Annotated in this window: 13 protein-coding genes; 9 read left to right on the top strand and 4 right to left on the bottom strand. The window is 74.0% G+C overall.

The window, feature by feature from the left end; genetic code table 11:
* Together B0E53_RS11800 and B0E53_RS11795 are read right to left on the bottom strand one after the other, a co-directional pair.
* On the bottom strand, positions 1-843 hold an 843-nt coding region (locus B0E53_RS11800), incomplete at its 3' end, for an amidase family protein (RefSeq protein ID WP_246835353.1).
* A gap of 15 nt (positions 844-858) precedes the next feature.
* Positions 859-2,001: a cystathionine gamma-synthase gene (locus B0E53_RS11795; RefSeq protein WP_107076096.1), complete on the bottom strand. Its 1,143-nt coding sequence runs from the start codon at positions 1,999-2,001 to the stop codon at positions 859-861.
* Between the two features lie 167 nt (positions 2,002-2,168).
* Here B0E53_RS11795 and B0E53_RS11790 point away from each other — a divergent pair, with 167 nt between their 5' ends.
* From B0E53_RS11790 to B0E53_RS11755, 8 genes are all read left to right on the top strand, one after another.
* A complete protein-coding gene (locus B0E53_RS11790; RefSeq protein ID WP_107076095.1) occupies positions 2,169-2,582 on the top strand; it encodes an HIT family protein in 414 nt (137 codons plus the stop codon).
* A gap of 76 nt (positions 2,583-2,658) precedes the next feature.
* Complete coding sequence (gene msrA / locus B0E53_RS11785) at positions 2,659-3,321, top strand: peptide-methionine (S)-S-oxide reductase MsrA (RefSeq protein ID WP_107076094.1); 663 nt, start codon at positions 2,659-2,661, stop codon at positions 3,319-3,321.
* 202 nt (positions 3,322-3,523) lie between these two features.
* The gene (locus tag B0E53_RS11780; protein WP_107076093.1) at positions 3,524-5,308 is read left to right on the top strand and encodes an N-acetylglutaminylglutamine amidotransferase; all 1,785 of its coding nucleotides are present in this window, start codon (positions 3,524-3,526) and stop codon (positions 5,306-5,308) included.
* Between the two features lie 2 nt (positions 5,309-5,310).
* Positions 5,311-7,137: an N-acetylglutaminylglutamine synthetase gene (ngg, locus tag B0E53_RS11775; protein WP_107076092.1), complete on the top strand. Its 1,827-nt coding sequence runs from the start codon at positions 5,311-5,313 to the stop codon at positions 7,135-7,137.
* A complete protein-coding gene (locus B0E53_RS11770; protein WP_107076091.1) occupies positions 7,134-8,309 on the top strand; it encodes an osmoprotectant NAGGN system M42 family peptidase in 1,176 nt (391 codons plus the stop codon). The genes ngg and B0E53_RS11770 overlap by 4 nt, the downstream gene beginning before the upstream one ends.
* Before the next feature lie 355 nt (positions 8,310-8,664).
* Positions 8,665-9,591 (top strand): ribonuclease Z, encoded by a 927-nt coding sequence (locus B0E53_RS11765; RefSeq protein ID WP_107076090.1) that lies wholly within the window; start codon positions 8,665-8,667, stop codon positions 9,589-9,591.
* Positions 9,588-10,097 carry a GNAT family N-acetyltransferase gene (locus tag B0E53_RS11760; RefSeq protein ID WP_107076089.1) on the top strand — a complete coding sequence of 170 codons (510 nt, stop codon included), beginning with the start codon at positions 9,588-9,590 and terminating at the stop codon, positions 10,095-10,097. Before B0E53_RS11765 ends, B0E53_RS11760 begins: the two co-directional genes overlap by 4 nt.
* Positions 10,098-10,141: 44 nt before the next feature.
* Positions 10,142-11,092 (top strand): trypsin-like peptidase domain-containing protein, encoded by a 951-nt coding sequence (locus B0E53_RS11755; protein ID WP_107076088.1) that lies wholly within the window; start codon positions 10,142-10,144, stop codon positions 11,090-11,092.
* A gap of 45 nt (positions 11,093-11,137) precedes the next feature.
* On the opposite strand, the gene B0E53_RS11750 is transcribed toward B0E53_RS11755, so the two are convergent.
* Complete coding sequence (locus tag B0E53_RS11750; RefSeq protein WP_107076087.1) at positions 11,138-12,508, bottom strand: cystathionine beta-synthase; 1,371 nt, start codon at positions 12,506-12,508, stop codon at positions 11,138-11,140.
* Positions 12,509-12,584: 76 nt separating this feature from the next.
* Positions 12,585-12,941, bottom strand: coding sequence for a YkvA family protein (locus tag B0E53_RS11745; protein WP_107076086.1), 357 nt, complete (start codon positions 12,939-12,941; stop codon positions 12,585-12,587).
* Between the two features lie 141 nt (positions 12,942-13,082).
* Between B0E53_RS11745 and B0E53_RS11740 the strand changes: the two genes are divergently transcribed.
* A complete protein-coding gene (locus tag B0E53_RS11740) occupies positions 13,083-14,126 on the top strand; it encodes an SGNH/GDSL hydrolase family protein (RefSeq protein WP_107076085.1) in 1,044 nt (347 codons plus the stop codon).
* Positions 14,127-14,145: the final 19 nt, after the last annotated feature.

Raw genomic sequence — 14,145 nt, 5'->3', positions numbered from 1 at the left:
GGCGGCGAGCAGCCGGCCGGCGGCGGCGACCGCGTCGCGGTTCGGCGCGTCCGGCGAGACGCCGCGCACCGGGGAACGCAGCGAGACGCCGACCCGCAGCCGCGGCGGCGGGACCAGCTTCTCCGGGCGCCGCCCGGCCAGCACCGAGAAGCCGACCACCGCGTCGGCCACCGTGCTGGTCAGCATGCCGTGCTCGGTGAGGCCGAACCAGTCGTCCGCGCCGAGCTGGCAGGGCACCACGCCCCGGCCGGGCTTGAGCCCGACCAGCCCGCAGCAGGCCGCCGGGATGCGGATCGAGCCGAGGCCGTCGTTGCCGTGCGCCATCGGCACCAGCCCGGCGGCCACCGCGGCGGCCGCCCCGCCGGAAGAACCGCCGGGGGTGCGCGCCGGGTCCCACGGGTTGCGGGTCACCCCGGTCTCGTCGTCGGTGAGGGCCCAGAGGCCCAACTCCGGCATCCGGGTCACGCCGAGGATCACCGCGCCCGCGCCGCGCAGCCGGCGGACCACCTCGTGGTCGGCCTCCGCCACCGGGGTACGCACCGCGGCCGACCCGTTCCACGTCGGCAGGCCGGCGACCGGGGTGTTCTCCTTGACCGCCACCGGCACGCCGGCCAGGGGGAGGTTGGCCAGGTCCTCCTGCTCGTCGACCTTCTCCGCCTCGGTAATCGCCTCGCCGCCGCGTACCGCGCGGAACGCGGCCAGCTCGGCGTCGGCCCGGGCGATGTGGTCGAGGTGGTCGGCCACGACCTGGGTGGCGGAGACGTCACCCCGGCGTACGCCGCGGGCGATCTGCTTCGCGGTCGCCCCCACCCAGGTCGTCGGCATGATGTCCTGCACGGCCATCCTCCCCAGCCAGCGTCAGCCCAGCGCCTGCTCCAGATCGGCGAGCAGGTCGTCGACCGTCTCGATGCCGACAGACAGTCGCACGAGATCGCCGGGAACTTCAAGCGGCGAGCCGGCAGCACTCGCGTGTGTCATCCGTCCCGGGTGCTCGATCAGGGATTCGACCCCGCCGAGCGACTCGGCGAGCACGAAGAGCTTGGCCCGGTTGCAGATCTCCACGGCGTGCTCCTCGCCGCCCGCCGCGCGGAAGGAGATCATGCCGCCGAACCGGCGCATCTGCTTGGCGGCCACCTCGTGACCCGGGTGCGCCGGCAGACCCGGGTAGATGACCTGCGCGACCTTCGCGTGACCGTCCAGGTAGGCGGCGATCCGCTCGGCGTTGTCGCAGTGCCGGTCCATCCGTACCCCGAGGGTCTTGATGCCGCGCAGGGTGAGCCAGGCGTCGAAGGGGCCGTTGACGGCGCCCATCGCGTTCTGGTGGTAGCGCAACTCCTCGCCGAGCGTCCGGTCGGCGGCGATCAGGGCGCCACCGACCACGTCGGAGTGACCACCGATGTACTTGGTGGTCGAGTGGACCACCACGTCCGCGCCGAACGCGATCGGCTGCTGGAGGTACGGCGAGGCGAAGGTGTTGTCGACCACCAGCAGCGCGTCGGCCTCGTGCGCGACGGCGGCCAGCGCGGCGATGTCGGCGATGCCGAGCAGCGGGTTGGTCGGCGTCTCCACCCAGACGATCCGGGTGGCGCCGGGGCGGATCGCGGCCCGGACCGCGTCCGGGTCGGAGACCTTGGCCGGGGTGTAGTCGAGCCCCCAGCGCTCGGCCACCTTGGCGAAGAGCCGGTAGGTGCCGCCGTACGCGTCGTCCGGGATCACCACGTGGTCCCCCGGCTTGCAGACGGTCCGCAGCAAGGTGTCCTCGGCGGCCAGGCCGCTGGCGAAGGCGAGCCCCACCGGCCCGCCCTCCAGCGCGGCGAGGCACTCCTGGAGCGCGTCCCGGGTGGGGTTGCCGGAGCGGCTGTACTCGTAGCCCTCCCGGGGCGCGCCGACGGCGTCCTGGGCGTAGGTGCTGGTCTGATAGATCGGCGGGATCACCGCGCCGGTGCGGGCCTCCGGGTCCTGACCGGCGTGGATGGCGAGCGTCTCGAAGCCGTGACTCATCCCCGAGACGTTAGCCCGCCCGCCCCGTCCCACCGCGTGGAACCCGCCCGCGGACCGCGCCGGCTGTTGAAGTGAATCTTGGCGGGTTGCCGATCCAGACGAACGGGAGGTCGCCAAGATCGGCCCGGCAACCGGCGACCTCGGGGGTCAGCGCCTAACCTGGCGGGGTGAGCGGGTGCGTGTTCTGCGGGATCGTGGCGGGCGAGGTGCCGGCGTTCCGGGTCGCCGACGAGGCGGACGGGGTGGCCTTCCTGGACACCCGGCCGGTGTTCAAGGGCCACGTGCTGGTGGTGCCCCGTACGCACCTGGTCACCCTGGCCGACCTGCCGGCCGACGCGCTGCCCGGCTACTTCCGGCTGGTGCAGCGGCTCGCGGTGGCGGTGGAGGCCGGCCTGGGATCGGGCGGGACGTTCGTGGCCATGAACAACAAGGTGTCCCAGTCGGTCCCGCACCTGCACACCCACGTGGTGCCCCGGACCAGGGGCGACGGGCTGCGCGGCTTCTTCTGGCCGCGGACCCGGTACGCCGACGACGCCGAGGCCGAGGACTTCGCCGGCCGGGTCGCCGCCGCGCTGGCCTGAGCCCGGGACCGTCGGGTAAGGAACCGGGGGCCGGCGCTGTTGAACCCGCTGGGAAAGCCACGAGAGGAGTCCCACCGTGTTCCTTCGCCGCATCAAGGCCGAGATGATCTCTCCCGGCCAGGCCCTGCCGGGCCGCCCGATCGCGATGCCGATCGCCGACCGGCACGAGGTGCTGCCGTCCTCGCTGAAGGGCCCCTTCCCCGAGGGCGCGCAGGTCGCCGTCTTCGGGATGGGCTGTTTCTGGGGTGCCGAGCGGCTCTTCTGGACCCTCCCCGGCGTCGTCACCACGTCGGCCGGCTACGCGGGTGGGTACACCACCAACCCGACGTACGAGGAGGTCTGCTCGGGGATGACCGGGCACGCCGAGGTGGTCCAGGTGGTCTACGACCCGTCGAGGATCAGCTACGAGGACCTGCTCAAGGTCTTCTGGGAGAACCACGACCCGACCCAGGGCATGCGCCAGGGCAACGACGTCGGTACGCAGTACCGGTCGGCGGTCTACGCCACCACCGACGAGCAGCTGGCCACCGCACAGGCCTCGCGGGACGCGTTCGCGCCGATCGTGGCGCGGGCCGGCAAGGGTGAGATCACCACGGAGATCGCCCGGCTCGGCGAGTACTACTTCGCCGAGGACTACCACCAGCAGTACCTCGCGCCGACGAAGAACCCGAACGGGTACTGCAACCACGGCCCCAACGGGCTGAGCTGCCCGGTCGGCGTGGCTCGTACCGCCGGCTGAGCGACCCGACGTCCGTTTCCGGGCCTGCGGTGTTTGTCACATCGCGGGCCCGGCCCGATTCGGGCACCGGCCCGCCCGGCCACCGGATCTTCATCCAGGCCAGCCGCCGGGTCGGGGTGGTCGCGCATCCTAGCAAAGACGTAACGTCCCCGACATCAGCTCACCAGGCGGACCGCAACAGTCTCTGGCAGCATTGCCTGGCATGTGCGGACTGGCAGGAGAGTTCCGGAGGGACGGATCGCGGGCCGACGTCGCGGCGGTGGAGCGGATGGCGGCCACCATGAGCGACCGGGGCCCGGACGACAGCGGGGTCTGGTCCCAGGGGCCGGTCGCCCTCGGCCACCGCCGCCTGAAGATCATCGACCTCTCGGCCGCCAGCGGCCAGCCGCTGGTCGACCCGGCCGCCGGGCTCACCGGCGTCTTCAACGGGTGCATCTACAACTACCGTGAGCTGCGCGAGGAGTTGCGGGCCAGGGGGCACCGCTTCTTCTCGGCCGGCGACAGCGAGGTCGTGGTCAAGGCGTACGCCGAGTGGGGGCTCGACTTCGTCGACCACCTGGTCGGCATGTTCGCGGTGGCGATCAGCGAACGGGACACCGGCCGGCTGGTGCTGGCCCGGGACCGGCTCGGCATCAAGCCGCTCTACCTGGCCGAGAGCCCCGGCGTGGTGCGCTTCGCGTCGACCCTGCCGGCGCTGCTCGCGGGCGGCGGCGTCGACACGGCCATCGACCCCGTGGCGCTCGCCCACTACCTGAGCTTCCACAGCATCGTGCCGCCGCCGCGGACCATCCTGCGCGGCGTCGCCAAGCTCCCCCCGGCCACGGTCCGGGTGTACGAGCCGGACGGGACCACCCACGACCGGGTCTACTGGGACCCGTCCTTCACCCGCGCCGCCGAGCGGGCCGGCTGGTCCGAGCGGGACTGGCAGGACGCGCTGCTGGAGTCGCTGACCACCGCCGTCCGCCGCCGGATGGTGGCCGACGTGCCGGTGGGCGTGCTGCTCTCCGGCGGGCTCGACTCCAGCCTGGTGGTCGCTCTGCTGGCCGGCGAGGGGCAGTCCGGTCTGGCCACCTTCTCCATCGGCTTCGACGCGGTCGGCGGCCGGGAGGGCGACGAGTTCGTCTACTCCGACCTGGTGGCGAAGACCTTCAGCACCGACCACCACCAGCTCCGGGTGCCCACCGGCGACCTGCTGCCGCCGCTCGAGGCCGCCGTCGCCGCGATGAGCGAGCCCATGGTCAGCCACGACTGCGTGGCGTTCTGGCTGCTCAGCCAGGAGGTCGCCCGGCACGTCAAGGTGGTCCAGTCGGGCCAGGGCGCGGACGAGATCCTGGGCGGCTACCACTGGTACCCGCCGCTGGCCGGGATCGACCGGGAGCGGGCGCTCGAGACGTACGCGACGGCGTTCTTCGACCGCGACGCGGCGGGCCTGACCCGGGTGCTCAACCCCGCGTGGCTGGCCGAGGGCGACCCGGCGCGGGAGTTCGTGGCCGCCCACCTCGGCCGGCCCGGCGCGCAGACGGCGGTCGACGCCGGCCTGCGCATCGACACCCAGGTCATGCTGACCGACGACCCGGTGAAGCGGGTCGACAACATGACCATGGCACACGGGCTGGAGGCCCGGGTGCCGTTCCTCGACCACGAGTTCGTCGAGCTGGCCGCGAGCTGCCCGCCGGAGCTGAAGCTGGCCCAGGGCGGCAAGGGCGTGCTCAAGGAGATCGGCCGGCGGGTCCTGCCGCACGAGGTCATCGACCGGCCGAAGGGCTACTTCCCGGTCCCGGGCCTCACCCACCTGGAGGGCAAGCTGCTCGACCGGGTACGCGACGCGCTCACCGCGCCCGAGGCGCGGCGCCGCGACCTGTTCCGCGCCGACTACGTCGACGCGCTGCTCGCCGACCCGAACGCCGAACTGACCCCGTTGAACGGAAACAAGCTGTGGCAGCTGGGACTCCTGGAAATGTGGCTCCAGAGCCACGGAATCGACTGACCGTGAGCGACACCCTCGCCACCGGCGCGGCGCGTTCCGACCGGGAACGGGTGCTGGGCCGGCGCCGGGAGCGGGTCGGCCCGGGCGGCGACCCGGTGGCGCCCGGCACCCCCGAGCCGCCCCGGCGGCCGACCGACGGGTCCGGTGTGGTGCTGGACTGCGGCTGGGGCCGGCTGGTCTTCGGGCAGACCTTCGCCGAGCAGGCCGCCGTCGCCGACGTGCTGCGCTCCGAGGCGGCCGGCGCCCGGGACATCTGCATCTACCTGCGCGACCCGCACGTGCTGGTCTCCCGCCTCCCCGACGAGTTGTTCATCGACCCGTCGCTGACCTACCGGCTGCAGCTCGGCGAGCACCGGCCGGCCGCGACCGAGGGCAGCGAGATCCCCGGCCTGGCGGTCCGGCCGCTGCGCGACGCCGGCGACGCGGACGCGGTGAACCGGATCTACGCCCGCAACGGCATGGTCACGGCGCCCGTCGAGGTGCTGGTCGACAACGCCGGCACCGACCGGTTCCTGCACCTGGTCGCGGAGGACGCCACCGGCGAGGTGGTCGGCACCATCACCGGGGTGGACCACGTCGCGGTCTTCGGCGACCCGGAGAACGGCGCCAGCCTCTGGTGCCTGACCGTGGACTTCAACACCGCGCCGCCCGGCACCGGCCAGGCGCTGCTCACCGCGCTGGCCGACCGGCTCGACGCGCGCGGCCGGGCGTACGTGGACCTGTCGGTGCTGGCCGAGAACTCGGGGGCGATCCGGCTCTACGAGCGGCTCGGCTTCCACCGCACGGGGACGCTCTGTGTGAAGCGGAAGAACCCGATCAACGAGCGGCTCTTCCTGCCCGCCCTGCCGGCGGGATACGACGAGCTGAACCCGTACGCGAAGATCGTCGCGGACGAGGCGATGCGGCGCGGCATCCGGGTCGAGGTGACCGACCCGCGCTGGGGCGAGCTGCGGCTGACCAGCGGCGGCCGGACCGTGCACACCCGCGAGTCGCTCTCCGAGCTGACCTCGGCGGTGGCGATGAGCCGCTGCGACGACAAGCGGGTGACCCGGCGCATCCTCACGGAGGCCGGGCTGTCGGTGCCGCGCGGCCGGACCGCCACGGGCGACGCCGACGACCTGGCCTTCCTGGCCGACGTCGGGCCGGTGGTGGTCAAGCCGGCCCGGGGCGAGCAGGGCAACGGCATCACGGTCGGGGTACGCACGCCGGAGGCGCTGACCGCGGCCGTCGAGCTGGCCCGCCGGTTCTGCCCGGACGTACTGATCGAGGAGCTGCGCGCGGGCGAGGACCTGCGGGTGGTCGTCATCGACCACGAGGTGGTGGCCGCGGCGGTCCGCCGGCCCGCGCAGATCACCGGGGACGGGGTGCACGACGTCACCGAGCTGATCGAGCGGCAGAGCCGCCGCCGCGCCGCCGCCACCGGCGGGGAGTCCCGGATCCCGATCGACGACATGACCCGCGAGGTGGTGGCCGAGGCCGGCCACCGGATGCACGACGTGCTCGCCGAGGGGCAGGTGCTGGCGGTCCGCCGGACCGCGAACCTGCACACCGGGGGCACCATCCACGACGTGACCGCCGAGCTGCACCCCGCCATCGCCGAGGCGTGCGTGACGGCCAGCCGGGCACTGGACATCCCGGTCACCGGGCTGGACCTGCTGGTCCCCGCCGCCGACCGGCCGGAGCACGTGTTCATCGAGGCGAACGAGCGGCCCGGCCTGGCCAACCACGAGCCGCAGCCGACCGCCGAGCGCTTCGTCGACCTGCTCTTCCCCGGCACCCGGGCGCCGCAGCGGCTCTGGTCGCCGGCCGGCACGGGAGGGGCGGCGTGAGCCCGAAGCCGCTGGAACTCGACCTCGACTACCTGCGCCAGGTGCTGGTGGAGCTGCTGGAGATCCCCAGCCCGGCGGGGCGTACCGACCACATCCAGCAGTACGTGGGCGAGCGGCTCTCCGCGCTCGGCATCAGCTCGACGCTGACCCGGCGCGGGGCGCTGAGCGCCTGCCTGCCCGGGCCGCGGCAGACCGGCGCCGACCGGGCCATCGTGGTGCACACCGACACCATCGGCGGCATGGTGAAGCGGCTCAAGGAGAACGGCCGGCTGGAGGTGAAGCCGATCGGCACGCACAGCGCCCGCTTCGCCGAGGGCGCCCACGTGCGGGTCTTCACCGACGACCTGGAGCGGGTGGTCACCGGCCAGGTGCTGCCGCTGAAGGCCAGCGGGCACCGCTACAACGAGGGCGTCGACCTCCAGGGCGTCGGCTGGGAGCTGGTCGAGGTCCGGGTCGACGAGCCGGTCGCCGACGAGGCCGGGCTGCGGGCACTCGGCGTCGACGCCGGCGACTTCGTCGCGCTGCTGGCCAACCCGACGATCACCCCGAGCGGGTACGTCAAGTCCCGGCACCTGGACGACAAGGCCGGGGTGGCCGCGGTGCTGACCGCGTTCAAGGCGATGGTCGACGCGGGGGTCACCCCGGCGGTCACCGCGCACCTGCTGGTCACGGTCACCGAGGAGATCGGGCACGGGGCCAGCCACGGCCTCGACCCCGACGTCGCGGAGATCGTCTCGGTGGACGCCGCGGTGGTCGCCCCGGGCCAGCAGTCCCGGGAGGACGCCGCCACCCTGGCCATGGGCGACGGGGTGGGTCCGTTCGACTACCACCTCACCCGGCACCTGGCCGCGATCGCCCGGGAACACGGCGTCGACCTGGTCCGGGACGTCTTCGACTACTACCGCTCGGACGTGGCGGCGGCGGTCGAGGCGGGCGCGCACGCCCGGGTGGCGCTGCTCGGCTTCGGGGTGGACGCCACCCACGGGCACGAGCGCACCCACCTCGACGGGCTGCGGCACCTCGCCCAACTGCTCTGCCTCTACCTCCAGAAGCCGCTGGTCTTTCCCGAGTGGGACGCCGAGCCCGAGGGCGACCTGGCGGACTTCCCGTCGCTGGCCGTCCAGCCCGCCTCCCAGGAGGGCCCCCGCGAGGGCCCGATCGGCCTGGAGTGACGGCGCGGCGGATTCCCGCTCGGACCTGTGATCGAAATCCGTTGCCGGGCTCGCCGGGAAGTGGATAGCGTGGCGGTACACGGGAAAGGAGGTGGTCCAGACTTGTATAGCAATCGGACTCGTGAGGTGGCTGTCCGCTAGCCGCTGTCCTCGACAGTGAAATCCGTCCGCCGCGAGGCGGGCACCTGCATGATCGTCGAGACCGTGTGGCAGCGGTGCGGCGAAACCACGACAGCCACCCGACCCCCGGGGTGCCGGCCCAGTCCAGCCGGCCCGCGCGCGAGCGCGGAAGCCCCGGGGGTCGCTTCATGTCCGGCGGAGCCGGACCGGTCAGCCCAGCTGGGAGGAGGCCGCCTTGTCGATGCGCGAGCTGGTGATCCTCGGTACGGCCAGTCAGGCCCCCACCCGGCACCGCAACCACAACGGCTACCTGCTGCGCTGGGACGACGAGGTGCTCCTCTTCGACCCCGGCGAGGGCAGCCAGCGGCAGATGCTGCACACCGGGATCTCCGCCACCGACCTGACCCGGATCTGCGTCACCCACTTCCACGGCGACCACTGCCTGGGCCTGCCCGGCATGATCCAGCGGCTCTCCCTGGACCGGGTCCCGCACCCGGTGGCCGTGCACTTTCCCGCCGGGGGCGCCGAATACTTCGCCCGGCTGCGCCACGCGTCCAGCTTTTACGAGACCGCCGAGCTGGCCGTCGAACCGATCGAGGCGGACGGGCAGCGGATCACGCTGGGCATCGGCACGCTGGAGGCCCGCCGGCTGCGGCACCCGATCGAGACGTACGGCTACCGGCTCGTCGAGCCGGACGGCTGCCGCATGCTGCCGGAGAAGCTGTCCGCGTACGGCATCGCCGGTCCGGCCGTCGGTCAGCTCCTCCGCGACGGCCACCTGGACCTGGACGGACGCCGCGTCACCCGGGACGAGGTGAGCGTGACCCGACCGGGGCAGCGGTTCGCCTTCGTCATGGACACCGGGCTCTGCGACGGCGTGTGGGCCCTGGCCGAGCACGCCGACATGCTGGTCATCGAGTCGACCTTCCTGGAATCGGAGGCCGCCCTCGCCGCCGAGGTCGGCCACCTCACCGCCGGCCAGGCCGCGCGGGTGGCAGCCGAGTCGGGGGTACGCACGCTCGTGCTCACCCACTTCTCCCAGCGGTACGCGGACCTGCGCCGCTTCGCCGACGAGGCCTCCGCGTTCGCCGGGGAGCTGGTGATCGCCGAGGATCTGATGACGGTGCAGGTGCCGCCCCGCCGGGTAGCCTCGGCCGGGTGACGATCTCCCTACGCCCCGCCACCGAAGCCGACCTCATGGCGGTCGGCGCCCTGCACCAGCAGTCCCGGGTCGCGGCGTACTCGTCCTTCCTGCCGGCAGAGGCGCTGGCGGATCCGACCCCGGAGGCGATGGGCCGCTACTGGACGGAACGGGTGGTCTGGGAGGGCGCGGACCACCGGATGACCGTGGCCGAGCGGGACGGCCGGGTGGTCGGCTTCAGCTACCTGGGGCCCGACGACGCCGGCGACCCGGCCACCGGCCTGCTCAACGCCATCCACCTGGAGCCGGCCGAGCGGGGCCGGGGCACCGGGCGTGCGCTGATGGTGGACGCCCTCGACGCCATGCGGGACCGCGGCTGGTCCCGGGCGGCGCTCTGGGTGCTCCGGGACAACGCTGCCGCCCGCCGGTTCTACGAGCGCGGCGGCTGGACCGCCACCGGCGAGCAGCGCGACGACGTCATCGGCGCCACCGTCGTCCCCCAGCTCCGCTACGCCCGTTCGCTCTGAGCGGATCGGGGCATGGGTGTCGATGCCGGCGCGTTGGCACCGGCATGGACACCGAGCACACCGAGCGGGCGGAGGATGCCGCGCTCGACGCGTACTCCCGGGTGGTGACGGGCGTGGCCGCCCGGGTGCTGCCCAGCGTGGCCGCCCTGTCGGTGCGGACCCCGCGCGGCGCCGGCGCCGGCTCGGCCGTGGTGATCGGCCCGGACGGGCTGCTGCTCACCAGCGCCCACGTGGTGCAGGGCGCCCGGGACGGGTCGGCCGCCTTCGGCGACGGCACCGAGGCTGGGTTCCGGGTGGTCGGCGCCGACCCGCTCTCCGACCTGGCCGTGCTGCGGGCGGACCGGGCGACCGTCGAGCCCGTGGAGCTGGGCGACGCGGACCGGCTGCGGATCGGCCAGCTGGTGGTCGCGGTCGGCAACCCGATGGGGCTGGCCGGCTCGGTCACCGCCGGGGTGGTCTCCGGGCTGGGCCGATCGCTGCCGGCCCGGGACGGGCGGGTCGTCCGGCTCATCGAGGACGTCATCCAGACCGACGCGGCGCTGAACCCGGGCAACTCCGGCGGGGCGCTGGCCGACTCGGCCGGGCGGGTCGTCGGGGTCAACACGGCGGTCGCCGGGTACGGCCTCGGGCTGGCCGTGCCGATCAACGCCACCACCCGGCAGATCATCGCCGACCTGACCACGGGCGGCCGGGTCCGTCGGGCCTGGCTGGGTGTGGCCGGGGTGCCGGTGCCGCTGCCACCGGAGATCACCGCCCGGACGGGGCAGCGGCGCGGGCTGCGGGTGGTCGAGGTGGTACCGGGCAGCCCGGCCGGGATGGCCGGGCTCTACCTCGGCGACGTGATCGTGGCGGCCGGTGGCCGACCGGTGCAGGACGGCCAGGGCCTGCAACGGCTGATGCTCGGCCCGGCGATCGGCGCCCGCCTGCCCGTCACGGTGCTGCGCAAGGGGGCGTACGTCGACGTGGTGGCCGTTCCCACCGAGCTGGGCCGGTGACGCGACGAGGGCCGCACCCGCCGGGGTGCGGCCCTCGCGTCGACGTCAGCGCGCGCCGAGGTGGGCGAGCAGGTCCTGCCGGGTCAGCACGCCCTTGGGCTTGCCGTCGACCAGCACCAGCGCGGCGTCGGCCTTCTCCAGCAGCGCGACCGCCTCGCTCACCGGCTGGCCGCCGCCGATCATGGGCAGCGGGTCGGTCATGTGCCGCTCGATCGTGTCGTGCAGGTGGGCCTGGCCGGTGAAGAGCGCGTCGAGCAGGTCCTTCTCGGCGATCGAGCCGGCCACCTCGCCGGTCACCACCGGCGGCTCGGCCTTGAGCACCGGCAGCTGGGAGACACCGTATTCCCGCATGTAGTCGATCGCGTCCCGGACCGTCTCGGTCGGGTGGACGTGCACCAGCTCGGGGAGGCCGCCCGGCTTGCCGCCGAGCGCGTCGGCCACGGTCGGCTCGGTGCCCGAGTTGTCCAGGAAGCCGTACCGGGCCATCCACGTGTCGTTGAAGATCTTCGACAGGTAGCCCTTGCCGCTGTCCGGCAGCAGCACCACGACCACGTCGTCCGGGCCGGCCTTGCGAGCCACCTCAAGGGCCGCCACCACGGCCATGCCGCAGGAGCCACCGACCAGCAGCCCCTCCTCGCGGGCCAGCCGCCGGGTCATCTCGAAGGACTGCTTGTCCGAGACCTCGACGATCTCGTCGGCCACGCTCCGGTCGTAGGTCTCCGGCCAGAAGTCCTCGCCGACGCCCTCGACCAGGTAGGGCCGGCCGGTGCCGCCGGAGTAGACCGAGCCCTCCGGGTCCGCGCCGATCACCCGGACCCGCCCCTCGGACGCCTCCTTCAGGTAGCGGCCGATGCCGGAGATGGTGCCGCCGGTGCCGACACCCGCCACGAAGTGGGTGAGCCGCCCCTCGGTCTGCTGCCAGAGCTCCGGCCCGGTGGTCTCGTAGTGCGAGCGCGGGTTGGCCGGGTTGCTGTACTGGTTGGGCTTCCAGGCGCCGGGGATCTCCCGGGCCAGCCGGTCGGAGACGTTGTAGTAGGAGCGCGGGTCCTCCGGCGCCACGGCGGTCGGGCAGACCACCACCTCGGCGCCGTACGCCCGCAGCACGTCCTGCTTGTCCTGGCTGACCTTGTCCGGGCAGACGAAGACGCACTTGTAGCCCTTGAGCTGGGCGACGAGGGCCAGCCCGACGCCGGTGTTGCCGCTGGTCGGCTCGACGATCGTGCCCCCGGGCTGGAGCAGGCCCGCCTTCTCGGCGTCCTCGACCATCCGCAGCGCGATCCGGTCCTTCACCGAACCGCCCGGGTTGACGTACTCCACCTTCGCCAGCACGGTCGCCTGGATGCCCTCGGTGACGTTGCGCAGGCGTACCAGCGGGGTGTTGCCGATCAGCTCGACCACGTTGTCGTAGTACTGCACCTCGTTGTGCCCTTCGTCGCGCCGCCGTCGTGGGGCGGCCGGTAAGTCGTCAGTTCGTCGCCCAGGGTACGTGCCGTCAGGGCACCACATGCCCCGGGATGACGGACCTGCGACGTGCCTCCCACTCCAGGAAGCGGTCGGTCTCGGCGAGCACGCTGCCGGCCAGCCAGGTGACCATCACCGCGTCGTCGGCCAGGCCGAAGATCGCCAGTGGGATCTCCGGCAGCAGGTCGATCGGCGAGACGATGTACGCCGTGGCCCCGGCCATGAGGGCCAGCCGCAGGCCGCCGTCGTACTCGCCCCGGGCGGTGGCCCGGATCATCCGGGGCAGCGCCGCCAGCCGGGCGCCCAGTGACGGGCCACCCCGCGCCCCGGCCGCCAGCGCCCGGGCCAGCGCGGTGAAGGCCGCGCTCCGCTTCAATGTCTTCCCCATCTCCTCGCCCCTTTCCGCTCGATCAGGGTGCGGTCTCCGCGCAAGCCCGCCCCTGCCCGTACCGGTACCCGGAACGGTCCCGTTCCAGCCGCGACGATCACGGGGAGAGCGGGTGTCGTGGCGGCGCGATAATGTCGGTGCATGGGGGACGCTGGTTCCGTCGCGCCGGGCGGCTGGCAGCGCGCCCGGCGGATCGCCCGCCTGACGGCGATCGGCACGGGCGCCACGGTGGCGGCCACGGTCGCCACGGGCGGCGTGCTGCTCGGGCAGGCCCGCCAGGCCCGGCGCACCATCCCGATGGCCGAGGCGCCCCCGCCGCGCTGCGACGGCGTCTACGGGGCGAAGCTGCCCGGGCCGCCGGTCACCATGGTGATCCTCGGTGACTCCTCCGCCGCCGGCTACGGCGTGCACCGCCGCCGGGAGACCCCGGGCGCGCTGCTGGCCACCGGGCTGTCCCGCCGGCTGCACCGGCCGGTCCGGCTGCACCGGTTCGCCGTGGTGGGCGCCCTGTCCGCCGGGCTGAAGCCGCAGGTCGAGTCGGCCCTGGAGGTCGAACCGGACATCGCGGTCGTCCTGGTCGGCGGCAACGACGTCACCAACCGCACCCCGGCCTCGGTGGCCGTGCGCTACCTCGTCGACGCGGTCCGCACGCTGCGGGCCGCCGGCTGCGAGGTGGTCGTCGGCACCTGCCCCGACCTGGGCGCGATCCGGCCGATCCAGCCGCCGCTGCGCTGGCTGGCCCGCCGCTGGAGCCGCCAGCTCGCCGCCGCGCAGACGGTGGCGGTGGTCGAGGCGGGCGGCTGGACGGTGTCCCTCGGCGACCTGCTCGGCCCGCGGTTCGCCGCGGAGCCGACCCGGATGTTCGCCTGGGACCGGTTCCACCCGTCCGCCGAGGGGTACGCGGTCGCCGCGGCGGCATTGCTGCCCACCGTGCTCTCCGCGCTGGGCGCCGGCCAGGAACGCCGGCCCCCGCTCGCCGGGGCGGAGGGCGTACGGTCGCTGCCCGAGGCGGCCCACGAGGCGGCCCGGCACGCCGGCACCGAGGTCAGCGGCACCCAGGTCCGGGGCCGCGAGCGCGGGCCCGGCGGCCGCTGGGCGCAGCTTCGGCGGCGGGCCTTCTTCGGCGTCGGCGCGGTGCCGCAGCCCGCCGCCGCCGACCCCGCCCAGCTGGAGGGACTGGCATGAGCGGGGTCGCGCGGGCCGG

This window comes from Micromonospora sp. MH33, assembly GCF_003013775.1.
Classification (GTDB): domain Bacteria; phylum Actinomycetota; class Actinomycetes; order Mycobacteriales; family Micromonosporaceae; genus Micromonospora; species Micromonospora fulviviridis.
This window is presented reverse-complemented; position numbering and strand designations above follow the sequence as displayed.

What these genes read in the sequence shown, in the direction of transcription:
- B0E53_RS11795 (WP_107076096.1), bottom strand. Translation starts at nt 2,001, where the DNA reads ATGAGTCACGGCTTCGAGACGCTCGCCATCCACGCCGGTCAGGACCCG.
- B0E53_RS11745 (WP_107076086.1), bottom strand. Translation starts at nt 12,941, where the DNA reads ATGGGGAAGACATTGAAGCGGAGCGCGGCCTTCACCGCGCTGGCCCGG.
- B0E53_RS11740 (WP_107076085.1), top strand. Translation starts at nt 13,083, where the DNA reads ATGGGGGACGCTGGTTCCGTCGCGCCGGGCGGCTGGCAGCGCGCCCGG.
- B0E53_RS11780 (WP_107076093.1), top strand. Translation starts at nt 3,524, where the DNA reads ATGTGCGGACTGGCAGGAGAGTTCCGGAGGGACGGATCGCGGGCCGAC.
- B0E53_RS11755 (WP_107076088.1), top strand. Translation starts at nt 10,142, where the DNA reads ATGGACACCGAGCACACCGAGCGGGCGGAGGATGCCGCGCTCGACGCG.